The organism is Scytonema sp. PCC 10023 (genome assembly GCF_963920835.1).
In the GTDB taxonomy this organism is placed as follows: domain Bacteria; phylum Cyanobacteriota; class Cyanobacteriia; order Cyanobacteriales; family Nostocaceae; genus Kalymmatonema.
In genome coordinates this window covers 230,870-254,448 of the sequence record NZ_CAWUDP010000002.1, presented here as the reverse complement: position 1 = coordinate 254,448, position 23,579 = coordinate 230,870, and the positions used below count along the sequence as shown (strand labels likewise).

General features: G+C 46.4%; 18 protein-coding genes. 5 read left to right on the top strand and 13 right to left on the bottom strand.

Features of this window, described 5'->3' with window-relative positions:
- Nucleotides 1–241: 241 nt before the first annotated feature.
- Complete coding sequence (locus tag ACM0OZ_RS02475; protein WP_414581247.1) at nt 242–529, top strand: hypothetical protein; 288 nt, start codon at nt 242–244, stop codon at nt 527–529.
- 107 nt (nt 530–636) lie between these two features.
- Here ACM0OZ_RS02475 and aepY read toward each other — a convergent pair whose 3' ends face one another.
- Together aepY and ACM0OZ_RS02465 are read right to left on the bottom strand one after the other, a co-directional pair.
- The gene (gene aepY, locus ACM0OZ_RS02470) at nt 637–1,806 is read right to left on the bottom strand and encodes a phosphonopyruvate decarboxylase (RefSeq protein WP_414581246.1); all 1,170 of its coding nucleotides are present in this window, start codon (nt 1,804–1,806) and stop codon (nt 637–639) included.
- Between the two features lie 25 nt (nt 1,807–1,831).
- Nucleotides 1,832–2,113 (bottom strand): hypothetical protein, encoded by a 282-nt coding sequence (locus tag ACM0OZ_RS02465; RefSeq protein WP_414581245.1) that lies wholly within the window; start codon nt 2,111–2,113, stop codon nt 1,832–1,834.
- Nucleotides 2,114–2,399: 286 nt separating this feature from the next.
- Here ACM0OZ_RS02465 and ACM0OZ_RS02460 point away from each other — a divergent pair, with 286 nt between their 5' ends.
- On the top strand, nt 2,400–3,239 hold the full coding sequence (locus tag ACM0OZ_RS02460) for an NPP1 family protein (protein ID WP_414581244.1): 840 nt from the start codon (nt 2,400–2,402) through the stop codon (nt 3,237–3,239).
- A 111-nt stretch (nt 3,240–3,350) separates the two neighbouring features.
- Here the strand turns inward: ACM0OZ_RS02460 and ACM0OZ_RS02455 are convergent, their stop codons facing one another.
- The 8 genes from ACM0OZ_RS02455 to ACM0OZ_RS02420 form a co-directional block, all read right to left on the bottom strand.
- Entirely contained in the window at nt 3,351–3,512 is a 162-nt protein-coding gene (locus ACM0OZ_RS02455) for a hypothetical protein (protein ID WP_414581243.1), read from the bottom strand.
- A 295-nt stretch (nt 3,513–3,807) separates the two neighbouring features.
- On the bottom strand, nt 3,808–4,005 hold the full coding sequence (locus tag ACM0OZ_RS02450) for an ISAzo13-like element transposase-related protein (RefSeq protein ID WP_414581270.1): 198 nt from the start codon (nt 4,003–4,005) through the stop codon (nt 3,808–3,810).
- 191 nt (nt 4,006–4,196) lie between these two features.
- Nucleotides 4,197–5,858, bottom strand: coding sequence for a phosphoenolpyruvate mutase (aepX, locus tag ACM0OZ_RS02445; protein WP_414581242.1), 1,662 nt, complete (start codon nt 5,856–5,858; stop codon nt 4,197–4,199).
- The gene (locus tag ACM0OZ_RS02440; RefSeq protein WP_414581241.1) at nt 5,859–6,602 is read right to left on the bottom strand and encodes an NTP transferase domain-containing protein; all 744 of its coding nucleotides are present in this window, start codon (nt 6,600–6,602) and stop codon (nt 5,859–5,861) included.
- Nucleotides 6,603–7,170: 568 nt separating this feature from the next.
- Nucleotides 7,171–7,776 carry a CDP-alcohol phosphatidyltransferase family protein gene (locus ACM0OZ_RS02435; RefSeq protein WP_414581240.1) on the bottom strand — a complete coding sequence of 202 codons (606 nt, stop codon included), beginning with the start codon at nt 7,774–7,776 and terminating at the stop codon, nt 7,171–7,173.
- An 8-nt stretch (nt 7,777–7,784) separates the two neighbouring features.
- Complete coding sequence (locus ACM0OZ_RS02430) at nt 7,785–9,425, bottom strand: B12-binding domain-containing radical SAM protein (RefSeq protein WP_414581239.1); 1,641 nt, start codon at nt 9,423–9,425, stop codon at nt 7,785–7,787.
- 29 nt (nt 9,426–9,454) lie between these two features.
- Nucleotides 9,455–10,657: a bacteriohopanetetrol glucosamine biosynthesis glycosyltransferase HpnI gene (hpnI, locus tag ACM0OZ_RS02425; protein WP_414581238.1), complete on the bottom strand. Its 1,203-nt coding sequence runs from the start codon at nt 10,655–10,657 to the stop codon at nt 9,455–9,457.
- A 229-nt stretch (nt 10,658–10,886) separates the two neighbouring features.
- Entirely contained in the window at nt 10,887–11,693 is an 807-nt protein-coding gene (locus ACM0OZ_RS02420; RefSeq protein ID WP_414581237.1) for a glycosyltransferase, read from the bottom strand.
- A 155-nt stretch (nt 11,694–11,848) separates the two neighbouring features.
- On the opposite strand from ACM0OZ_RS02420, the gene ACM0OZ_RS02415 reads away from it, so the two are divergent.
- Nucleotides 11,849–13,069 (top strand): RRXRR domain-containing protein, encoded by a 1,221-nt coding sequence (locus ACM0OZ_RS02415; protein ID WP_414581236.1) that lies wholly within the window; start codon nt 11,849–11,851, stop codon nt 13,067–13,069.
- Between the two features lie 196 nt (nt 13,070–13,265).
- Nucleotides 13,266–14,891 carry a cyclic peptide export ABC transporter gene (locus tag ACM0OZ_RS02410; RefSeq protein WP_414581235.1) on the top strand — a complete coding sequence of 542 codons (1,626 nt, stop codon included), beginning with the start codon at nt 13,266–13,268 and terminating at the stop codon, nt 14,889–14,891.
- A 61-nt stretch (nt 14,892–14,952) separates the two neighbouring features.
- Here the strand turns inward: ACM0OZ_RS02410 and ACM0OZ_RS02405 are convergent, their stop codons facing one another.
- The 3 genes from ACM0OZ_RS02405 to ACM0OZ_RS02395 form a co-directional block, all read right to left on the bottom strand.
- Nucleotides 14,953–15,813: a ferritin-like domain-containing protein gene (locus ACM0OZ_RS02405; protein WP_414581234.1), complete on the bottom strand. Its 861-nt coding sequence runs from the start codon at nt 15,811–15,813 to the stop codon at nt 14,953–14,955.
- A gap of 438 nt (nt 15,814–16,251) precedes the next feature.
- Nucleotides 16,252–17,718, bottom strand: coding sequence for a hopanoid biosynthesis associated radical SAM protein HpnJ (gene hpnJ, locus ACM0OZ_RS02400; protein WP_414581233.1), 1,467 nt, complete (start codon nt 17,716–17,718; stop codon nt 16,252–16,254).
- Between the two features lie 666 nt (nt 17,719–18,384).
- Nucleotides 18,385–19,206, bottom strand: coding sequence for a squalene/phytoene synthase family protein (locus ACM0OZ_RS02395; protein WP_414581232.1), 822 nt, complete (start codon nt 19,204–19,206; stop codon nt 18,385–18,387).
- A 1,904-nt stretch (nt 19,207–21,110) separates the two neighbouring features.
- Here ACM0OZ_RS02395 and ACM0OZ_RS02390 point away from each other — a divergent pair.
- Entirely contained in the window at nt 21,111–23,474 is a 2,364-nt protein-coding gene (locus tag ACM0OZ_RS02390; RefSeq protein ID WP_414581231.1) for a filamentous hemagglutinin N-terminal domain-containing protein, read from the top strand.
- Nucleotides 23,475–23,579 lie beyond the last annotated feature (105 nt).

The following is a 23,579-nucleotide window of genomic DNA, read 5'->3' as shown; positions in this document are numbered from 1 at the left end:
ATTCGTTCAACCTATAACTCATTGACATCCTCACAGCCCTAAAAGTGCGGTGATTCCTCACCACGTCAGCAACCTACTAGAAGCAGGAAAACTGATCGCTGAATGGGGTTGACGCTTCAATGAGAACAGCCTGGAACCAGGTCTTACACTCTCTCCACGTCCGTTTTAAGTCCGGAATGTCCTTCCGCGACTAACCGACTACAAACCATTAAATTTTGACTTTTTCCTCTGGGGTGGATTTATGTTTACTACCATTGCCCGTTGGTTTTTCTCTACGCCTGCTCTCATCGTAGCTGTTTCAACGCGTCTTGAGCCTAGAGGGGGATTGTTAGTTCCAAGTGTATTTTACCACAAAGCCGTCCTAGAAGGACGGGGCTTGTATCCCATTAATCTCGGTCATAAGCATGAGGATAGTGGCTGTGCCGCTTTTTCGTCTGCCGACAATCGTTCATCTTGTATCATCTCACTGCCGTCAGGCGTGCCGTATCTCCTCCACCAGACGCTGAGCACAAAGCGCATACGGCGATAGCTGCGTTGTGTACCCACTGGGCATACCCGCAGGGGGAGGGGCGGTTTTGGCGTAAGCCAAAGGTGGGGTGGGGTTCTGTGATTCTGGAGAATTTACCAAACATCATATTAAAAACTAGAACCGATATGAGTCATAAGGCGTTGCAAAACAGCTTCCGGCGATATGCTAGGTCGGGGTAGGTTTTTGAGCGTTCCTGAACGGATCTTCAGATGACCAAATTTGGGTCTATTATCGCTATCTGTTGCAAATAGCACATCTAAAAGCAAAAGGTCATCTCCTTCTAATGCAATGCCATAACCGCATGCCTCGGCAATCTTAGCAAACCGGACGCCTGACGAAACAGTGGCTTGAGCGCCTGTAGAATCGTGGCATTCATTGTCTAAAAGAATATGGATCAAGTTAGAACCGCCATAAGTGCCAATGGTAGCAAAATTGCCCATACGCATAAGTGCGGCACCATCCCCATCAATCACCACGACTTTCAGGTCTGGGCGTGCTAAGGAAAGCCCCAGTCCCAGAGATGAAGCGCAGCCCATCGACCCGACCATGTAGAGATGATTGCTGCTGTCGCAATTGGCAAACAGCTCGCGTCCCGTGTATCCTGTAGTCGCAATTATTACCGTTTTTTCGGAATCAGTGAGTTCCACAATTCGAGCCAGTGCTTCATTTCGCGAGACACGTTGCTCTTTGTTGCCTATAAAAAAGCTTTTGGGAACGTTACCGTTATGACTTTCCCCTTGGTTCCGGGAGGGGATAGAAGCACGGATCAGCGCATGAGGAGCAACCGTTCCCTTTCGCATGATTAGGGCGTAGGGGCGGCGTTCTTGTTTCATGTAAGCTTCGGCTCGTTGCAGGACGGGTTCTATCTCTGCTGCTTCTTTGGGAAAGAATTCCCAAGGGACAGTTATTGTTTCTAACAATTTATCTGTAATCTGCCCCATAAGTTCATGCTGTGGTTCATCTTGGAATTGGGAATCGCCCCGCAGCGTACAAATGAGCAGCAGCGGAATCCGGAAGATATAAGCAAGGGAGGTGAGGGGGTTAACCGCATTACCCAACCCAGAGTTTTGCATCATCACCACAGCTTTTTTACCGCCAATTGCTGCTCCCGCCGCTGTCGCTAAAGCGTCTCCTTCATTAGCTGAGGAGATATAAGTGAGTTGAACGTCATTGATGACGTAGTTGATAAAAGGGGTGAGAAAGGAACATGGTACACCAGCGTACCATTCAAAGCCTAGATTGCGAGCAGCTTCTACAAATTCCTCGGCTTGGATCATGAGAATAAAATACCTTTGGCTTGAATCAAATAGTGAGAATGTTTTGAATATTGAGTCCATTATTGAACAAAGCTGTCTGGCCAGTGGGAACAGAGAACTCACAGAAGCTGTGGAACAGATTAGCACCTCTTGTGGTTCCACCCTCAATAATTCTGGTATTACCCTCTAATCTGACATTGGAATTATTTGGCAGAGTGCTGTCTGGGGTGATTTGAGCAACTGAGATATTTGCATATAAGGTAACTGCACTGACGATGGCAATTCCTAGACTTTGTAACCAGTCCAAACGCATAGTTCTAAAATACATTGCACTCTCCTAATAGGAAGAAAATTTAGCTTGAAAATCTCTATCTTGAGTATAAGTATGAAGACAATCAAATTATGCTTAAGAGAGGATATTACTACATTTGCCTTACTGAATGAATATAGTGAATAAAAAGGTGATGGTAATCGCAACATCGGGATAGATGAACGAAACGGTACTGAAAATGGTTTAAACGATCAAACCTCATCTTTTGAGATTAAACGAGATATTTGGAATTTCTCCAAACTCCAATGGGGAAACTAATTGAATAGAAACAAGGAGGAAGAAAATGCGTAACGTCTTGTCCACGGTATCACCGGGCGGTGCTCATTCGGTCAAAAGCCGGAACAGGCGTAGACTCGGACTGGTGTCGGGCGTGCTGCTCGGGGTGGTGGCTGCCGCCAGCGTGATCGGCGTGGCCTACGCGGAACGATCGCCTGGTGGCCTACCCGCGGCGGCCCCGGAAGCGGACCGCAAGTTCCAGCCAGCGACGGACTATGACAAGGACGGCTGTTACCCGACTCCCGCCATCGGGCCTGACGGGAAGATCAACCCGGGCAAGAACTTAGGCGGCGCCCTGAACGGTGAATGCCGCGACGAAGTGGATCTCGACGACGCCAACGTCTATTCGCGCAGCAAGTGCAATAACGGCTGGTGCGCGTACATGTACGCGTACTACTTCGAGAAGGACCAGTCGACCGCAGGGGTCGGAGAGATCGCGGGAGGTACCAATGGACACAAGCATGACTGGGAGCACGTCGTGGTGTGGGTGCAGAACGACACCCCGGTGTGGGTTGCGGTGTCCCAACATGGCGAATACTTCTGGCGCCACAGAGACCAAATTCCCTGGGATGGGACTCACGCCAAGGTCGTCTACCACAAGGATGGCGGATTCACGCACGCGTTCCGCCACGCGAAGAGCAACGGCGGCGACGAGCCACCGGAGAACCACAAGGGGACGTGGCACCTGCCGAAGGTGATCGGCTGGAATGACTTCCCGCCCGGCTTCCGGGACAAACTGGTCTCGGCTGACTTCAAACCTGCCTCCTTGGCGCTCAAGGACGGCACGTTCGAGGACAATCTCGCGAAGGCCAAGCCGAGTGAGGTCTCGTTCGATCCTCGGGGCTGACCTAGGCAACATCCGGTTCGCGGCTGACGGTAGTCGCACCGCCTGACCGACCGCTTCACACCGGGCATGTCTCCCCTCAGGGAACGGCACCCGGCGTGACCGCGTCTGACGTCACACGAGGGCGCTGGCGCCAAGCATGAGGCAGTCGAACTCCAGCACCCGTCCGCTGCGGTTCTCCCGGTTCACCGGGTACATCCCGCTGACCTCAAACCCGGCTGCCTCGTACACGGCGAGAGCCTCGGGCAGCCGCAGCATCCCCTCGTACAACTGCATCAGCGCGACCTCGGACTGTATACCGAGGAATTCCCGTGCGCGCTCACCCAGCCCGCGAAAGACCTCGACGTCAAACCCTGCGTGTCCATCTTGAGGAACGGCCGTGGGTCGGGCAGCCCGGCCAGCACGTCGTCGAGCAGGCCGTCGAGCCTGCGGTAATTAAAACATCAGTTGTAGGAGAAACAGTACGCTGCAAAGAAGGAGAAGACTGCGATCACCATGCCGGGTTTCTTACTATAAATAGGAGCGATCGCTCCGGATGCTGTTAGGGACTTGCAAGAAAATAAGATACCAGTCAAGCTGGGACAATCGTAATATCCCATTTGGGCAATGTTTCAGAACGCTGCCAGAAAGATTGGTACTGTTCTAACTCTTGTGGCAGAACCTTTATTCCTGTTTCATAGATTGCTTCGATATAATGGACAACGGGTGCAATTCCTTTCCAAGTCATATTGGCAGTCCAGTGTAGGGCAGCTTCAACCGAGTTTAAAATTGCGCCATTCCAAAAGTAGATTTGACGGTTTCAGTTAGTATCATTCTTGAGATTCCAATTCTAGAGATTAGCCCCAGGTTTGAGTTTTTTCGTCTCCTATCCTCTAGAATGACTGGTACTTTATTTTCCTGCAAGTCCCTAACTGCATTTCATCACTTAACACGACCTGTCTTTTCTTTGACTTTATATACTTATTTTTTCAACTGAAAAGCGAGATCTAGGTCATCCAAAGAGTTGATATCTAGCCAGTTTCCGCGAATGTAAACAACTTTAATCGGTTTTCCTTGCTTGATTAAGTAATTACATAAATCTGGTATACCCAAACTCAAACTGTTAAAATCTGGTTGTGTTTGTAACTCATCAAGTGCTTCATCCAGCCACTGTCTGCCTTCGCCGTGGAATCTGAGCATACCAATCCACCGTCCACAGGATTGTCCCCATTCTGTTTGCGTTGCTTTGGAGATGTGCAAAAGGTTGACATCCTGTCCAAACAGCGAAAGGTCATCTGCTATTGAGCAATAAGCATAGTCAGGGGAACCGCTGATTGACTTACTGTTCATTGCAGAATCAACTACAGCGACTATTTCTCCGGGACACTCTAATAAATCCCGCAAGATGTAACTTCTAAAAAGTAAATCGCCGTACACTACCAGCATATCGTCGCTAAAGCTGGCTTGGGAACAGGCTAAGGATGCTAATTCTCCAGTGGTTTCATACTCTGGGTTACAGATGACTTGAGTCCCTGGAACATCGATAGTTTCTGCTTTGTAACCCGCAACAACGGTAATATCGTTGATGGCAAGTTTTTTGAATTTGTCTACCAAATGCCTGAGCAGGGGTTTACCTCCCAGAGGTAACATCACTTTCGGTTTATCTTTGGTCAATCCGGCAAATTCTTGTCCTCTGGTAGCAGCAAGAACGATCGCCTGGGTGTGGTGGCGTCCGTTGATGAAGTAGCGTTTTTCCGCCTCTTGCAGTTCATCTGCTCCCTGTAACCGAAAAATTTCCTTCACAGGAGCAATATCGTCTTCAATGTTGATCAGGGTTTCGTTGGCTTGAACTTCGCGGGCGATCGCTTGCATACTGGCAACAGCAGCTCGAATCATATGGTTTGCCCAGATCACCAAACTGATTCCTGCTTTACGGAAGACATCGGTTGGAGTACTGTAATATTTAGTTGGCACAAGGACTATGGGAGAGCGACCTGCCCACTCTTTGGCAAACTCTAACACTTGGTCTGGACGCGATAATTTACTGTGAATCAGGATTGCGTCGGCTCCTGCTGCATGGTAAGCTTCGGCTCGGCGCAATGCCTCTGATAAATCCCAACCAGCAATCAAGGCTTCGATACGAGCGACGATGCTAAAATCTGGATCTTGTTGGCTGTCCTTGCCTGCTTTGATTTTGCCGCAGAATTCATCGATATCAGCGAGTGGTTGGCGGCTCCCGTTGATGAAACTATTGGTCTTCGGGAAAAGCTTATCTTCGATACACACTCCCGCAATGCGTCGTTGTTCTAGCTTCCTCACCAAACGACGCATATTGTTAAAGTTGCCATAACCAGTATCACCATCCAACAAGATGGGAATTTGGGTCACGTCAGACATGAACTCCAGCATTTCCACCACTTGAGTCCAACTGGCTTCGTTATTGTCTCGCACACCGTATTGAGCCGAAAGGGCTAGTCCACTCGCCCAAATCCCTTTAAATCCAGCTTCTTCCACAATACGGGCGCTAATGCCATTGTGGGCTTCCATGATGAATTCGAGTTGTGGCGATTCCAATAATGCTCGCAACTGGGTAGACTTGCTTGGTTTTGAGCCGATGGCTACAGGTTCAGATATTTGGTACATCTATTCTCCTAACACAGGTAAAATCTCGTTTTGGGCGCGTTTAATATCCTCTGGAAAATCGATTTCGACCCAAGGTAAACCGGTTATGTCTTCGTACCCAAATGCTGACGGAGTTTCTAACAGCAAATCCCGAATTGCTTCCTCATAAGGTTCTTCATGTCTTCCGGCGGTGACATAGTATTCTGTGCGAGTGGCAAGACGCTGGGCGAACGCACTCTCAAAGCGAAAGAAACCCACAGACTCGCCTGCAAAATCATAAGCAAGACCAACAGGAACTTGTTTGCGAAACTCCACTAGATAACCGTCTTTAACACACAGCTTGACGGGTTCATCTCCCGGTTCAAAATCCCGATCCAACAGGAAGCAGTTAGGGATATTTGTCTTTACCAATCGCTCGATAATGCGGTGATCGTACAAAACGTCTGCATCCATCAATAACAGGTCATCGCCTGCAGTTAGGTGTTCCCGTAAAGTCCAAAGACTGAGGATACTGCCTTTGGTGTACTCAGGGTTGTAAACAGTATTGACCCAATTTTCGGCTCCCAATGCTTTGATTTCATCCTGAATCATTTGGGCTTGGTAACCCACCGCAATGACTACTTCGTCAATCTGAACATGACGGAGATAGTCTAAATGGCGTTCCAGTAGAGATTTTCCATTAAATTTCAGTAAGCATTTGGGTTGGACTTGCCCGTCTTTCCCCAAGCGGCGTCCAACGCCAGCCGCTAAAATAATTGCCTTCATTACGCAGTCCAACACTCCTCTTAGCCACCCAGAAATCTGGCAATTCTGGCGGATTTCCTAGAAATGTATACCGCGATGTGTAGAGAAATACAATCTTTTTTAACAAATCCTTAATTAAATCATAATATTTAGTGTGATGTGGCTTACAGCTATTTTCAGGTAAATAGACCACATATGCCGTAGGGGCACAGTAATGCTCATTGGTGTTAACTTAAGCCAAAACTGATTATTGGCAAGTATTTGAGCATTTTTCGATATACATCTAGGTTTTCGATCCCCCCTTAATCCCCCCTTACAAAGGGGGGAAGTAAAATCTTAGCCCTTTGTAAGGGGGCTGGGGGATCTAAAATGACGCTAAATTGGGTGTTTGAGCGTGATTGTTGACACGTATGAGTAATGCTGTGCCCTTACAGTGTGGTTCAAATATGTGAAAACTGCTGTAATTGTCACTTAACGGTTCAACGCCAAAACACCTGGCGAAAACCAAAATAGGCGATCGCCTTATGGATTTCAATCTCAAGTTCCATGAATCGCTAGACCTTAAACAATCATTTTTCCCCGGTTCCTACTACTGTTGTTCCGGCTGAGGTAGTAAGCGGAATTGCCAAAAAACCCATATTGCAAAGATTGGCGCACCAATTGTGGCTAAGATTACCAAAGGCACCAGTCCATGCAGCAAAGTCACTACCGGAAACAAATACAGCACGTCTTCGATATCGAAACCAGCGAAATTCGGTTGATGGGTTGCGTCTTTCCCGAGTTGCTGTTCCATCTCGTTTCGCCAGTGGAAAATGCAAGCAACAGAAACGCCCGATACTAGACCCATAAGCAATGCCCACGAACCAAGCTTGCTGTTCATCAAACCATACCCAATACCCACAAATAAAAGAATGTGAATGATGGCGTCACTGGCAAGGTCGTACTGGTGTCCCCATTTACTGCTCTTCCCACTTAACCGAGCAAGTTCACCGTCCGTGTGATCCAAAAAGTTCGATAACACGAACAGCCCAGCCCCAATGTTCACCCAGTCGGCGCTGCCTACCGCCAACGCTGCTGTCGCCAGTAGCCCAGTCACGAGTCTGACTGTGGTGAGATGATTGGGATTTACCCAACTGTCTTTTAGAGGTCTAATTAGCCAGTAAGCAAGTTGGGCATCCCAAGGCTTTTTGGTCATAGGTATCGTCAAGTGTGAACGGTATTTAAATCCTTACGTATTTTTTGGGAATAGAAAGAAGCCGATTCTTCGTTTCTCGCACACTCCTGTGTGAACTGAATCAGATGGTGACCGACCAGTCCTACGTGGATGAGTTGCTCGATTTTACCAGCTTTCAGTGCTGGTATTGCCATTTTCCAAAAAGTCTGGCGATAGTTACCAAAAATACCTACCCGCAGCAGGATATTGCCCATAATCGTTAAACCTTTTTTAATATTTGCCCAAGAAGCGCGGGCTGGGCTATTGGGAACCTCAATCCGGTTGGGGTAGGTATGCTCCATGTTGTAGGCATATCGCTGATATAGAAACTCCGGTTCATATGCCGTTGTAAAGCAGCGACGCCACATTTGCACGACTTGTTCGTAAGGCATCAAAAACTTAATATTTGACTCACGATTTTCATCAAACACGAGTCGCCCTTCTTGTTCTAACCTGCGCCACAAGGGAGTTTTTGGTAATGCATGAAGCAAGTTAATTGTCAACATCGGAATTTGAGACAGATGAATAAATTCGAGAATTCGGTCAGCGGTTTCTGGTGTATCTGTATCAAATCCAATGATGATTCCCGAGACAACTTCCATGCCGTAGCTATTTAAAACTTTAATTGCTTCGAGAATCGGCATACTCAGGTTGTGAGTTTTGGAAATAGCTTGGAGAGCATTCGTTTCTGGCGTTTCAATGCCGCAGAAGACTGTACAAAAATAGGCTTCCCGCATCATTTCCAAAAGTTTGGGACTTTGAGCGAGATTCAGTGTGGCTTCACAAGCAAATTGAATGGGATAGCCATTGCGCTTTTGCCAGTCAATCAGATGCGGAAGCAACTCCATGACAGCACGGCGATTACCCACAAAGTTATCATCAACAAAATACACGGCTCCCGGATTTCCATGTTCCAACATCGCATCCAGTTCAGCCAGAACTTGCTCTGGAGTTTTCAGACGAGGGTTGTTTCCATACAGTGCAGGTATATCACAAAACTCACAGTGATAGGGACAACCACTAGAGAACTGAATATTGGCAAGAAAATAATGATCAAGCTTGAGCAAGTGATAGGCTGGGATTGGAAACTCACTTAGGGGCAATCGTTCTTTGGTTTCAAAGCGAATTTGCTGTTGGGGACGCTCGCTGTGTAGATCCAAATACTCAATCATGTGGTCAGTCGCATCCCCCAATTCACCCAAATGTAAAATATCAAACTCAGGGTAATATTCTGGACAACCAGAGACTGAAGGACCACCCACAACTGTGATTTTGCCTTCTCGATGGGCAAGTTCATTAATTTGATTGATCTGCGATCGCTGGATATGCATCCCACTTACAATGACCACATCAGCCCACTGAAAATCAGCCCTTGTTGCCGATCGCACATTCTCATCAATAAAGCGGACTTCCCACTTTTGGGGTAAATAGGCTGCCACAACCAAAATCCCTTGGGGTGGCATAAAAGCCCGATTACCTCTCAATGGGTATGCGTGATGAAAGGTTCCAAACGAGCGGCTGTACTTGGGAAAGATACAGAGGATGCGTCGATGATGGCGCGGAACGTAGGGGGTTCTTCGAGTCGTGTTCTCAACAACAGGGTTCTCTAAAGGCATCACATAACCCTTCATCGCCAATTTCTCCTCACAAACCTGAACAGCTAACTTGATAAAACTTTTGCCAAATTATCTGTAATTTCCACTAGCTTACCGCCTTTTGTCAGTTTCAGTCGTCGCCCACGCCACTCGAACGTGTCGCCAACAAAGCTATAGCACCACAATACGAAGCTGATGAGATCGCGTAAAGGTACCAGCCACAAAAACTTTCTGGCGATCGGATCTTTAAGGCTCCTGACTCCAACAACCCATGCCATGATTAACCGCATACTCCAGGTTAAACCAACGACCACCCAACCGAAAACCGACCCGAGCGTTGCTATTAAGAATAATAAACTTATTGCTGTGCCGTGGGTAAAGATTAGCCCTAGATAACCCCAAGGTCGAGAAACTCGCGTGCAGCAATTCCAGCGTGTCTGACGATCGATTAAATCAATAAAGCTTTCTGTTGCGATCGCATGGTCAATAACATAGTCAGAAAGGACTACCTTGTAGCCTGCTTGGGCGCTTAGGTAGCCAAGTTGGAAATCGTCTGCCAGATAATCGGCAATTGCCCCAAATCCTCCTATTGCTTCTAGGGTACTTTTCCGAATGGCAATCGTTGGACCGAGGGCAAAATTCATTCCCTCCAGCGACCTGGCGACTAAAACAGTAGCATGGTACTCAGTGGATATACCTACGGCTTCCAAGATTGCCACCCACCCCCGAACCTGCGGACGGTACAAACAGGTGACAACACCCACGGCGGGATCGCGCATCGGCTGGATAACTCGCCTTAAATAATCTGGTCCGACGCGAACATCGCTATCTGCAAGCAGCAGCAGCGAATACTTGGCTTCGGCTTGTGCGTTCACTAAATTACTAACTTTCAAATTAGTGCCAATCGTGCGATCGCTTATGACAAGACGAATATCAATTTCTGGGAAGTCGTCGATGATTTTCTTGACAATTTGCACACTAGGGTCATGTTCATCGCGGACACCGAAGATGATTTGGTACTCCGGGTAGTCTTGTTGGCAGAATGAGGCGAAGTTTTCGTAGGTATCGATGTCGAGACCGCAAATTGGCTTGAGGATAGTAATGGGTGGGTGGAAGTCGGGATCGGTCTGTGTCTGATGGGAAAAGAACTGAATTGCCGCATAGATCCCATAACAGTAATACCAAATTGCCGACAAACACAAAATCAGCAGCAGGAAGTAGAGCCCAGTCCCTGTCAAAGCAAAATAATCTGAGGCAATCTGAAGCATGAGTTGGTGCATAGGACATCCGTTGGCTCAGATTCCCGACAACTTTGGCGAAGTCGGGAATCTTGTAAATCTTGTTGTTCACAAATGATTTAAGATTGCTATAACAAAAACTTCACAACTTTGTCCCCAAAAACCAGCAACAGCTAACTTGATAGTACCTTTGCATTCATCATGTGTTATTTCCACTAGCTTACCGCCTTTTGTTAGCCTCAGTCGTCGTCCCCGCCACTCAATTGTGCTGCCAAAGGCGCCGCAGCACCAGATGACCGGAAATAATGGGATACAAGCCCCGGGCGCTTAGATAGCCGAGTTGGAAGTCGTCTGCTAGATAATCAGCGATCGCCCCAAATCCACCGATCACATCCAGGACTTGTTTGCGAATGACAATGGTGGAACCAAAGGCGAACTTAATGCCGTCTATTTGATTACAAATAAAAACACCTGCATGGAAGTCGCTAGCAATCCTTACAGCCTCCAAGGTTGATACCCATCCAGAGGCTATGGAACGATACAGACAGGTGACAACACCAACACTTGGCTCTTGCAGTGGCTGGACGGCTCTTTGCAGATAGTCTATCCGAACTCGGATATCGCTATCGGCAATGACCAAGATTTCATGTTTAGCTTTAGTGATGGCATTAGCCAAATTACTGACTTTGGCATTTGTACCGATGGTGCGATCCGAGACGACTAACTGAATATCCACTTTTGGAAAGTCTTGGATAATTTGCTTCACTACTGCTATCCCAGAGTCTAGTGGGTCGCGGACGCTAAAGATAATTTGGTAATTTGGGTAGTTCTGTTGACAACAGAAAGCCAAGTTTTTGTAAGCGTCGCCATCTAGCCCACAAATTGGCTTCAGGACAGTAATGGGTGGGTGGAAACTTGAATTTACAGGATAGGGATACCGAAAAAAGGCGATCGCTGCATAAATTCCATAACCATAAAACAAGACAGCCGACAGACAGAGGATTAATAGTAAAAAATCAACGATACTCAGACTAAAAGAAGTTGTTAAACAAGTAGAAATATGCATCGTTTGTCTGGGGTTGCAAGCTGTATGCACGTCTTATACATTCGCTGCAAATCAGTTTGTCAATAACTCCGCCCTAAAAGGGACGGAGCTTGTAAAGAGCAAACTTTACGTGTTTGACTAGCTCATTTGAGACTAACTGCGGTTAAAACTTCCGGATGCTTCCCCAGTCCGGAACGGCAGATGCTACAACGGGGGGAACCCCCGCAACGCACTGCCTCCACAATTTAAGACCATTTGCTTGGTCGTTGGGTGAAGCCAAGACATCTGTAGTTAGTTGGGCGAGGGGACTATTAACTTTACTCGAAAGGATTATCTCCATGTATCGAGTTCCAGTATTATCACCGTCAGGCAAGCCGTTGATGCCAACAAAGCCCAGTAGAGCGCGACGTTGGCTAAAACAAGGAAAAGCCAAAGTTGTCTATAACGACCTTGGGATCTTCCAGATCCAATTGATCAAGTGTCCTAGAACAACGAACACCCAATCAATAGTAGTCGGAATTGATCCAGGTAAACTTTATAGCGGCGTTGGTGTCCAGTCGGTTAAGTTTACTCTGTGGACTGCTCATTTACAGCTACCATTCAAGACGGTTAAAGACCGGATGGAACAACGCCGCATGATGCGACATGGTCGTAGAGGACGACGGATCAACCGGAAGATACCCTGCAATCAACGCGCTCATAGACAAGCTAGATTTGACAACCGCCGTCAATGCAAGATACCACCTAGTATCCGAGCTAATCGCGAACTAGAGTTACGAGTCATTGACGAACTGTCCCTGATCTACCCAATCACCACTATTGTGTACGAAATTGTCAAAGCGCGTGGTGACAAGGCGTTTAGCCCTGTAATGGTTGGGCAGGTGTGGCAACTGGAAAACCTTGCTGATTACGCCGAAGTACAGCAAGTTGAGGGCTGGCAAACAGCGCAGATTCGACAACAGCTAGGCTTACAAAAGCAAAAGCACTCTAAAGGGGATGCGATACTCGCGACTCACGCTGTTGATGGCGTTGCCTTAGCGTGTAGTGCTTTCATCTGCTACGGCGTTACCTCGACTCATTCAATGGGTTGGAAAGGTAGCGTGACTGTACAACCTGCTCCTTTTGCTGTGATCCGTCGTCCTCCAATTTCGCGGCGTCAACTCCATTTAATGGTTCCCGCCAAGGGTGGGATTAGGCGTAAATATGGAGGCACTGTTACCCGGCACGGATTCAGGAAAGGTGATTTGGTTAAATCTCCCAAAGGTATCGGCTTTGTGTCAGGAGATACCGAAAAGCAAGTATCTGTCAGCAATGCCAACTGGAAAAGGTTGGGACAGATAGCATCTAGCAAGATCCAATTAATTCGCCGTTCAAACGGATTGATTGTGACTTACTAGATCATGTAAAGCCGCCCTCTGCTTTGCGCGCATGGCGGGGTTTCAAACCCAAATTTTCGATGAGTTTTGTATGTAGACAATATGACTATGGGATGGCAAAGTTACGACTTTCGAGGGATTATATAAAAAGTTTTTATATATAAGATTTTCGCTCTTTTGTAGGAGCGGTCACTCAATTGGTTTGCAATCAACCGTTATGAATTTGATTTACTTTATTCTGCGTTCTTCTTGGAGAATGGTGGCGATCGCAATTGTCACCGGATTCCTAAGTGGTGGCAGTAGCGCTGGTCTGATTGCCCTAATTAGCAGTGCTGCAAGTCGCAGTGCCAGCGAACGCTTCACATCGATAGTTTGGGGTTTTGCGGGGCTTGCCCTAGTTGCACTGATTACTAGTATCATTTCGCAAGTGATGCTGATTCGCCTGTCTCAGAATGCAGTCTTGCAATTACGGATGCGCTTGAGCCGGCAAATTCTCTCCACACAGTTAAGTCATCTAGAACAGCTAGGGAACCCCCGACTATTGGCAACCCTTACAGAGGATGTTCAAGCAGTTGCTAATGCTGTTTATCAGTTACCTTTTTTGTGTATTAATCTGGCGATCGTCTTGGGTTGCGTGACGTACATAACCTGGCTATCCTGGTTAGTACTTGTGATGGTTTGTGGTCTTTCCGTAGTGGCGATCGGCAGTTGCCAGTGGCTGTTGAACAGAGGAGAGAAATTTCTCGCCTTGGCGCGTGAGGATGAAGACCAGCTGTTTAAGCATTTCCGTACCATCAGTGATGGAGTCAAGGAACTCAAGCTGCACTACAGGCGGCGTCAAGTCTTCCTAGAAAAACAACTGCAATCAACTGCTACCAAGTTCCGTCGTCACAACGTTAACGGTCTGACCCTTTTCGCTGTAACTTCTAGTTGGGGTCAACTGGTGTTGTTTTTTGCACTCGGTTTTGTACTGTTTGCGCTGCCCAATCTGCTTGCCATCAACGCCCAAACCCTTTCTGGCTACATCTTGACCTTCATTTACTTGATGATGCCAATGGACAACATCATCAGCAAACTTCCCCTGTTAAGCAAAGCTAGCATTGCCTTGCAAAAGATAGAGTCGCTGGGGTTATCTCTAGGAAGTCGAACTGAAGTCTCAACGGTTCCACCTGCCATAAACACTGTTTGGCAGCGTTTACAACTTGTAGGTGTCACCCACACTTACCGTACAGACGTACAAGATAGTAGTTTTATCTTTGGTCCGGTGGATCTGACGTTTTATCCGCAACAACTGGTGTTTATCGTTGGGGGGAATGGCAGCGGTAAATCTACTTTTGCCAAACTCATGACTGGTCTGTACATCCCTGAAGCCGGAGAAATTTCCTTAGATGGGGAGTTAATTACCGAACAGAATCGAGAGTGGTATCGTCAGCATTTTTCCGTGGTGTTCTCTGACTTTTATTTGTTCGATGAGCTTTTGGGGTTAGATAATCTTGACCTAGATACTCAGGCTCAAGAGTATTTGAAGCTACTCCAACTAGACCATAAAGTCAAAATTGAAAATGGCAAACTTTCCACTACTAATCTTTCACAAGGACAGCGCAAACGACTGGCTTTGCTGACTGCATACCTAGAAGACCGACCAATTTATTTGTTTGATGAATGGGCGGCTGACCAAGACCCAGTATTTAAAGAAATCTTCTATACTCAACTTTTACCAGAACTGAGAGATAGGGGCAAAACAGTGCTAGTCATCAGCCACGATGATCGCTATTTTCATGTAGCAGACCGGGTGATAAAACTCGATTACGGTAAAGTGGAGTATGACAAGCAGTTATCCTGAACAACAAGATTCCCGACTTCGCAGAAGTTGTCGGGAATCTGAGCCTGCATAGATTTTAGTTTTATGGTTCGGAAAACTGGGTTGCCGGATGAGATTGACGCCCAGGTCTAAGTTTGAGAATGCGTAAAGTAGTTGCTGCAAGCGTAGGCAGCAGTCGTGGCTGGAGTAGCTGTTGGTCAAAGACGCTCATGCGTCTTGTGTTTTCTTCAAGGCAAGTAGACAAAAACAGTTCGAGAGTCAAATTATCCATAAAGTTACTAGCGGCGGTTGCAGTAAAAGCCTCCTGTTTCTCTTCTTCTGACCCACTAAAGGCTTTGATTTTATCTTGGACAGATCTCCAGTAATGCCACAGAGCATCAACTCCGCGTAACCAATTCGCCTGACGACCCTCCTGAATTTGTTGGTAAGTGACCCAATTCACAAAGAACATAATATGCCGCGCTTCTTCGTTAAGAATTTGCTCGAAAATGTCGAATATTGCTTCAGGCATATACTTAGCTTGGCGGGCGATTTTAAACAGTCCAAAAGCTAAGAAAGAATCAACGCATTCCCCAAAGCCAAAGTCAAGGAAGGCAGTTTTGATATTCCTAGGAACTACAGGAGAAGGAGGTTCAGAAATCTTAATGTCGTAATGGTTAATCACAAACTCAATGAGCCGGAAGTGGCGAGTTTCCTCCATTGCTTGCAGGGCGATCGCCTCTTGCAACAGGGGATCACTGACTGTCTGGGCAAAAGCGCTCACCATCGCCCCAGCATTTCGCTCTGTGCTGAGGGCTTCTTTCCAAAAGGGAACGCTTCGTATGCGTTCTAGGGCTACGCTATCAAGAGAAGGCCAAGGAAGTTGCTCTGGCTCGAACTCTATGTGGCTTTCGATAAAGCTGCGGCAGAAGAGTTCCTTATGGTTTTCGCTGCCAATTTTCATTTTGGAATAATTTTTAGTTATTGTTGGTTGTTGGTTGTAGAGACGCGCTCTCATGAAAGCGTCTGTACATTTGGAGCGTTGTAGAGACGCAACCTGGCGCGTCTGTACATTTGGAGCGTTGTTGGTTATTGATTGGTAGCTGCAGGTTGATAGTTGTTGGTTGTTCTTTACCACTAACTACTATCCACTACTCACTACCTAGAACACCAATTCAGTAATCCTGAAGAACCTCTCCCCCAACCCCTCCCCGCATAGGGGAGGGGAGTTTGGCTCCCCCAACGCTAGTAGGGAAGGGGGCTGGGGGGTTAGGTTTTTGATTACTGAATCGATGCTCTAGTGGTCTGTTTCATTAATTTTGAGGGATTCGTAGTGAGCGCAAAGAGCGCTCTTGGAGTTTAGGACTAAAGTCCTTACTACGAACTTATATAACTATGATAATTAATGCGATGAACCACTAGTCACAACTGATTGTGTTTTAGCAGCCGCTTGGGTGTGGCGCTCTTTTAGGTAAGAGAAAAATTCGCGTCCCTCACGCAGGCGACGCACTAGCATCTGAGGATTAGTCAGCATTTCACCCACAATCGGAATGATGGCTTGGGGTCGGAAATAGAAACGACGGTACATCTGCTCGACAGCATCCTCAATCTCGGAACTGGAGAGATTCGGATATTGTAGTGTAGACATTTGAATGCCGGATGAGGCAACCAGGGAATTGTCGCTAAACCAACCATTAGTCTGAGCTTGTTGATAAAGTTCGGTTCCTGGATAAGGAGCAGCGATGGAAACTTGGATAGTATGAGGATTCACCTCGCAAGCAAAGCGAACCGTCTCCTCAATTGTTTGGCGGGTTTCGTTTGGCAAGCCGATGATGAATGTGCCGTGTACGGTGATCCCGAGTTTGTGGCAGTTCTCCATGAACTTCCGCGCCACTTCTAATTTAATGCCTTTTTTGATCCCATCCAGAACTTGCTGATTGCCCGATTCAAATCCCACCAGCAACAGGCGCAAGCCGTTGTCACGCAGTTGCTTGAGTGTATCGTAGTCTAAGTTAGCGCGGGCGTTGCAGCTCCAAGTGAGCTTGAGTCGCTTCAGGTGTTCGCTGATGGCGATCGCTCGCTGCTTATCAATCGTGAACGTGTCATCATCGAACATATATTCCTGCACCTTGTCACCAAAAATGGCTTTCGCTTCTTCCATTTCTCGCCCAACTGCTTGGGGGCTTTTGGTGCGGTACTGATGACCGCCTATTGTCTGAGGCCACAGACAGAACGTGCATTTGGCAGGACAACCACGCCCTGTATAAAATGAAACGTAAGGATGTAAGAGATAACCGATAAAATATTTTGTAATGTCCAAGTCACGGGCATATACAGGCAGAACGCTGGGCATTGCATCCCAATCGTGGATGAAATCGCGCTCGGCATTGTGATGCAAGTTACCGTTTTTATCTCGGTAGCTTAGCCCCTTAATCTGATCCCAAGGTTTGCCTTGCGCCAGTTCCTGACAGGTGTAATCGAACTCGTTGCGACACACGAAGTCAATAACCGGGTTCTCGCGTAGTGTTTCGTCTGGTAAGACTGCCACATGCGCCCCAACAAAGCCAACCTGCACATCAGGGTTTTGTTCCTTAATTGCCAAAGCACACTTGGCATCATTAGCCAGCGAGGGTGTGCTGGTGTGCATGATAATCAGTTCGTAATCTTTGGCGATTTTCAGCACATCTTCCACAGTTTGATTGTGTGGAGGAGCATCTACAAGCTTGCTTCCTGGAACTAGGGCAGCGGGCTGTGCTAGCCATGTAGGATACCAGAAAGAGGTAATTTCCCGCTTGGCTTGATATCGGGAACCTGCACCACCGTCAAACCCATCAAAGGAAGGAGGACTGAGAAAAAGGGTTTTTTTCACTAAATTTTCTCCTTTTGTTAAGTAAGGCAATACACTGCCTCGCTAGTTATATAAGTTCTTACTTTTCACGAGATCTGGGAAACCTCTCTCCTACGAGGAGAGAGGCTTTGATTTTTCCCCCTGACAACAAAAAAAGTTTTTCCGCTTCCCTCTCCTTTTAGGAGAGGGTTAGGGAGAGGTGGGAAGGGGGCTAGGGGGTTAGGTTTTTCGTGGATTTTTCCACATGGCGTGAAAAGTCAGATATAAGTTATGGCAATCTGAATCATCAGAAAACTTGAATATTCAAGAAATGGCGTTCCTGAGCGACAATTGAATTGCTTAATCAGTGCAAAACGTTACTGTGGCTGAGTATATCTTTTAAATACCATCAAGAGGTTTAATGAGAAAAAAATAATTTTGCAAAATCAGTCGTTTTAGTCCTATTAAGATTTATTGTTCGGCTACCCTAGACTCTGCATCAGCTTGCCATCAGCATAGAGAGGCAAATGCTGGGTTGTTGCTAAGAAACTATTTTAGAAGTGTGTGAGTAAGTGCGAGGAGCAATGTTGAGCAAAACCTCGGGACGTTTAGTCAGACCTAAAGAAATAGAGTTTCTAGTTCATTGAGGTATCGGTGTAAGTGGACGCCCGTGGAATTCGGTAAAGGAAATGCTTGACGGCGGATATTTTACTTGGTTGTGTTAGTCAACTGGTCAAGCAGTGCAAGAACATCACTGCGGCTGAGTTTACTTTTGCCATTAGCCATAGCATCAAGAGTGCCATAAGCTAAAGTCAAGGGAATTTGACAAAAGTCCAAAGCAGGACCTGCAGGAAGGGCGCTGGTGTAGGCATCTGCTAGCGCCAGATTGCGACGAGCATAATGATGCACATCTTCTACACTCCAACCCTCGGGGAAGAAGTCCACCCCACGCACCAAGTCTTCACTGTGGTTGCGGATGATATTTACCGCCTGTAAACCGCGACCAAACCCAATCGCATGGATACGGTTCGTCTGCGTCCCATCGTACCAAGCCCATAAATCTGAGAGCATCAAGCCAACGGCACCTGCAACTCCAAATGTGTAACGATCCAAATCGGACTCACTACGGATGATCCAATTCGTTTCCGCCCAGTAAGCCATTCTGTCAGCCATCGCCGCAGTGGCATCCCAAATCCGAGGTGCAATTGTTGCAGGCGCAAGTATTGCCCATTCTCGAATCCGCAGGGAAACCTCTGGTAGGAGATGTTCATGTGACTTTAAGCCTTTGTAGAAAGCATCCACGGCAAAGCCATCACCTCCTGCTTGTAATGTCAAGCTAATTGTATGTAACAGCTTTGCCTTAGTGAAGTTATCTAGGTCTGGATGGTCTTCGATTTCGTCAATAGCTCGCAAACACAGGTATGCTGACGCTACCGCCTCTTGCAAGCCAAGTGGTAACTGAATAATTGGGATGTAAAATGTTCGACTCGTTTCCTTAAGTATGTTTAATGCATCTCCATACAAGTCCATAAGACTGCAACTCCATTGGCTATGATTAACTTTGCTTAATATTGTTCGTGAAAAAGTAACCACTTAAATCAAAAAGTTGGGATTTGTGAATTTGGGATGCTTGTCTACTCAACTGTAATTGCATCAATCCACAGTCAGCTGCAAAGCTCAACTCAATCCAACAGCCACCAACTTCTGAGTGACAAGGCAGATTCCGATTATCTATTTTCTTTAACCAAAAATTAAAACTCTTCGCCAAGAACGACATCGGTTCCCACCTGCTGGACTTGTTAGTTATGGATCTTATGTGCTTCTTGGCTCTCACTCCTGAGTTGATTTACCGTGTAAATTAATACTAAAACTGTACGGTTAATCTTTTGCAAGCTACTCTCCTCTGTGTGCGATATCGCAAAACGCTATAGACCTGCATTAGTATGAAATGACGACAGTAATAAGTCAAAGTTCCCAGGAAACGCTTAGCTGTGACTTAACCTCCAGAACTGTTGAATCTGTTGATCAGCGCGATTGGCTTTGCCACTGCCCCGAATCGCAATCGCCTCTGTTGGGGTACTCGGTGCGATTGGCTTTGCCACTGCCCCGAATCGCAATCGCAAAGTAGGGGACTGTCTAAGGGGCGTTCGCGTTCGCGCAGCGTGTCGCTTTGCGACTCAGCGGCTCCTCCGGAGCATCGCTTTTGTGGGTGTTGTCGTTACCATATCCAAAGCAAGCCATAGCCAGATAGAAAATAAAGTACTTTCAAAGATATACCAGTCCTGTACCTCCTAAGTCATCATTTAGAGGCTACGGCGTTTCAAGGAATGAGGAATTTTATGGTAGCAGGCGAGGCGATCGCCCCGAATTGCAGTGGCAAAGGCGATCGCTCCACAAGGAAAGATAGATGTGTTACTGGGGCGGATATCTTACCCGCCCTTGCCTGAGAAATGAGCATCTTCTGTTGAATGACGACTATAGCGATTTTCGGTTGAATCCACTACATGGTAGGGGCACAGCATTGCTGTGCCCCTACGAACACGTTGTATTGCAATCAATTAAGAACCCCTATACCTATTTAGACGTGAAGCGAAAAGGTCGTTTCAAGTTTTTCTCTCAAAAGTGCATCAGTTAATTTCACTCGCGCTTATTAAGGAGTAGAAGGAAGGCGGTGAAGCTAAAGCGCAAACGTGTTTAGTGTTAACTACTTTCCTAGCATACTATCACGCACTGTTATTAGTGCAATATCAGTTCATAAATCTACCAGGTTGCAAGGAGAAGCTAGTTATGACTTGTGAAGAAATGAAGCAGTTAAAAAACGATATTCATGACGAATTGAAAAATGTTGTGAATAACTCTAAGTTAGGCGATGTTTTGCAAAAATATGGCATACAAGACAACATATTTGTGAAATTTGACTGCATACTCGACCTAACTAAAATTCAATTTAGTGATGCTATTTGTAACGAGCAAGTTAAGAGTGAGGAGCGAGTGACATTACTGTGCTGCAGAATTAATTCGTGTATTTGTTGTAGTTGCTAATAAGCCCTAACGGTATTGTTAACTCAATAGCTATTGTCTAAAATTATTGAGAATACAAGTGATAAGCTGTTCCACATATAATTTTCCGGAACGAGTTAAGCCAGCCAAACGTTTCAGGCGAAAAATTATGCAATTTTAATGTGGAACAGCTTAACACTAGCTTAGAAAGGTCATTTTCGGTTTAGCAATTTCATAGCATTTTGTTGTCATTCTCAATAAACCAGCTTTTTAACACTTAAAGCGACTCAAACTAGAAGCAGTAGCCTGGGTTTTGTTCTTCAACCCAGACTACTAATATTACGGTAATCTAATACCAAAAATGAAGTAATATAGTTGCAGTGTCACCGTTACTCAGCAACAGTTACTTCGCATGAAGGAGTGCAATATTCGCGATGAGTACTCTTTTAGGGTGGTTTAAACCGCTAGGAGTTGCAATAGGTGGAGCAATAGCTGTTTCTGCAAATTGTGCTATCGCCCAAATTACCCCAGATGCGACTCTCCCTGATAATTCTCGCATAACAACACAGAACAACATCAGAATTATTGAAGGTGGAACCCGCGCAGGAAGTAATCTGTTCCACAGTTTTGATCAGTTTTCCGTGCATACTGCGACTACGGCTTACTTTAACAATGCACTTGATATTCACAACATTATTAGCCGGGTAACAGGTAAATCTATTTCTAATATTGATGGCACACTTAGAGCTAACGGCATAGCCAATCTGTTTCTGATTAATCCTAATGGAATTATTTTTGGTCCCAATGCTTCTTTAAACATTGGCGGTTCATTTCTAGCTAGTACTGCCAGTAGTCTTAACTTTGCCGATGATACCAAGTTTAGTGCCACAGATCCCCAAACCATACCCCTGCTGACAGTCAGTGTTCCCATTGGCTTGCAATTTGGAGCAACTGCGGCACCCATCCGCAATCAATCTCAAGCTAGTCCAGGTGGAACAACTAATATCCTGAGTTACCCCGTTGGCTTACAGGTACAGCCAGATAAAACCTTGGCAATTGTAGGCGGTGATGTGACACTGGAGGGCGGAAATTTAACGGCAGCAAGGGGAAGAATTGAGCTAGGAAGTGTCGCTAGCAATAGTTTGGTCAGTCTTAACCCAACAAACCAAGGTTGGATCTTGGGGTATGAGGGTGTCCAGAATTTCCAGAACATTCAACTCATCCAGCGAACAGTTGATGGTTCTGAAATTCCATCTATTGTAGATGCCAGTGGCAACGATGGCAGTGGTAACATCCAGGTGCAAGGCAAGTCTGTGGAACTAATTGGTAATGTGCGATTGATAAATTTAACTAATGGTGTCAAAGATGGCGGAGATTTAACGATTACCACTAGCAAATTAATTGTTCGGGATGGCGCACAATTATTAACTATGACAATAGGCGAGGGTTCAGGGGGAAATTTGACCGTGAACGCCTCCAAGTCTGTGGAGGTGATTGGTAGCTCTACCATAACAGATACTGATATTACTTTTACTCGTCCTAGTGCATTGTCTAGTACAACCACCGCTACTGGAAACGCGGGTGACGTACATATCAACACTGGGAGGCTGCTTATCCAAGGTGGGGCAGAGATTTCAGCAGAGTCTAGTGGAGATAGACAGAACTCACAATTTAAGCCAGCTACAGGAAAAGGAGGGAATTTGACCGTAAATGCCTCCGAGTCCATAGAGCTAATTGGAACTTCAGCAAGAGGTTTTCCCAGTAGCTTGTTTGCTAGGACTCTAGGTTCTGGAGATGCCGGAAAAATGACAATCACTACAGGGCAATTGATTGTCCGAGACGGGGCTACACTAAATGTGAGCAGTCAATTGCCAAAGTTGCAAGAGAATGTAATCTACTTAGGAGATGCAATTAACCTAGGCAAAGCAGGTGAACTTAACATAACCGCTCGCTCCATCCTGCTGAATAACAAAGGAAAACTGACATCTGAAACTAACTCAGGTCAGGGCGGAAATCTTAACCTACAAGTGCAGGACTTATTACAGCTGCGCCGCAACAGTCAAATATCCACCAATGCAGGCAAGGCACAGGCTTTTGGTGACGGCGGTAATATCACCATCAATGCTCCGTCGGGCTTCATCGTCGCCGAACCGCAAGAAAACAGCGACATCACCGCCAATGCTTTCACAGGTTCTGGTGGCAGAGTCCAAATCAATGCTACTGGTATTTTTGGCATAGCACCACTTAGTCGAGAAGACCTGGCGAGACAATTGAGAACTGACGACCCAACCAAACTAAACCCACAAAACCTTCTCACAAGCGACATCACCGCAATTTCTCAGACCAACCCGACTTTAAACGGAGTAGTAAATATCAATACACCAGAAGTTGAGATCAACCGTGGATTAATCAACTTGCCTGTGGAAGTTGAGGAACCGAGACTGGCACAAGGCTGTGATGTAGCTGCACAAAATCAAAGTGAATTCATCATCACCGGACGCGGCGGCATACCACCCAGCCCTAGGGAAGTTCTTAAAAGCAACAATGTGCACGTAGATTGGGTGTCCTTGGGAGAGGATGGAAACAATTCTTCTGGTGCTTCAAGCAGGGAGACGCAAGAGCGCAGAAGTAGAGGCTATACACAAAATCACAAAAATGTCAATAGTGCACCAGATGAGATTGTGGAAGCACAGGGTTGGGTGGTGGATAGCAATGGTGATGTGATTTTGGTGGCTCAAGCACCCACTATGACACCTCATGGTCCCTGGTTCAATCGTGCATCTTGCAATGGTGGTTAGGAATGCAAATTGATTGATGTCCAATTTTTGGGTAGGGGCACAAGGTTTTGCCCATTGGTATCAACTTAAGCCCAAAGTCATTATTGACAAGCATTAGACCATTTT

What these genes read in the sequence shown, in the direction of transcription:
- ACM0OZ_RS02420 (WP_414581237.1), bottom strand. Translation starts at nt 11,693, where the DNA reads ATGCATATTTCTACTTGTTTAACAACTTCTTTTAGTCTGAGTATCGTT.
- ACM0OZ_RS02390 (WP_414581231.1), top strand. Translation starts at nt 21,111, where the DNA reads ATGAGTACTCTTTTAGGGTGGTTTAAACCGCTAGGAGTTGCAATAGGT.
- aepY (WP_414581246.1), bottom strand. Translation starts at nt 1,806, where the DNA reads ATGATCCAAGCCGAGGAATTTGTAGAAGCTGCTCGCAATCTAGGCTTT.
- hpnI (WP_414581238.1), bottom strand. Translation starts at nt 10,657, where the DNA reads ATGCTTCAGATTGCCTCAGATTATTTTGCTTTGACAGGGACTGGGCTC.
- ACM0OZ_RS02440 (WP_414581241.1), bottom strand. Translation starts at nt 6,602, where the DNA reads ATGAAGGCAATTATTTTAGCGGCTGGCGTTGGACGCCGCTTGGGGAAA.
- ACM0OZ_RS02395 (WP_414581232.1), bottom strand. Translation starts at nt 19,206, where the DNA reads ATGGACTTGTATGGAGATGCATTAAACATACTTAAGGAAACGAGTCGA.
- ACM0OZ_RS02455 (WP_414581243.1), bottom strand. Translation starts at nt 3,512, where the DNA reads ATGCAGTTGTACGAGGGGATGCTGCGGCTGCCCGAGGCTCTCGCCGTG.
- ACM0OZ_RS02435 (WP_414581240.1), bottom strand. Translation starts at nt 7,776, where the DNA reads ATGACCAAAAAGCCTTGGGATGCCCAACTTGCTTACTGGCTAATTAGA.
- ACM0OZ_RS02410 (WP_414581235.1), top strand. Translation starts at nt 13,266, where the DNA reads ATGAATTTGATTTACTTTATTCTGCGTTCTTCTTGGAGAATGGTGGCG.
- ACM0OZ_RS02475 (WP_414581247.1), top strand. Translation starts at nt 242, where the DNA reads ATGTTTACTACCATTGCCCGTTGGTTTTTCTCTACGCCTGCTCTCATC.
- ACM0OZ_RS02415 (WP_414581236.1), top strand. Translation starts at nt 11,849, where the DNA reads ATGCTTCCCCAGTCCGGAACGGCAGATGCTACAACGGGGGGAACCCCC.
- ACM0OZ_RS02460 (WP_414581244.1), top strand. Translation starts at nt 2,400, where the DNA reads ATGCGTAACGTCTTGTCCACGGTATCACCGGGCGGTGCTCATTCGGTC.
- ACM0OZ_RS02465 (WP_414581245.1), bottom strand. Translation starts at nt 2,113, where the DNA reads ATGTATTTTAGAACTATGCGTTTGGACTGGTTACAAAGTCTAGGAATT.
- ACM0OZ_RS02405 (WP_414581234.1), bottom strand. Translation starts at nt 15,813, where the DNA reads ATGAAAATTGGCAGCGAAAACCATAAGGAACTCTTCTGCCGCAGCTTT.
- ACM0OZ_RS02430 (WP_414581239.1), bottom strand. Translation starts at nt 9,425, where the DNA reads ATGAAGGGTTATGTGATGCCTTTAGAGAACCCTGTTGTTGAGAACACG.
- aepX (WP_414581242.1), bottom strand. Translation starts at nt 5,858, where the DNA reads ATGTACCAAATATCTGAACCTGTAGCCATCGGCTCAAAACCAAGCAAG.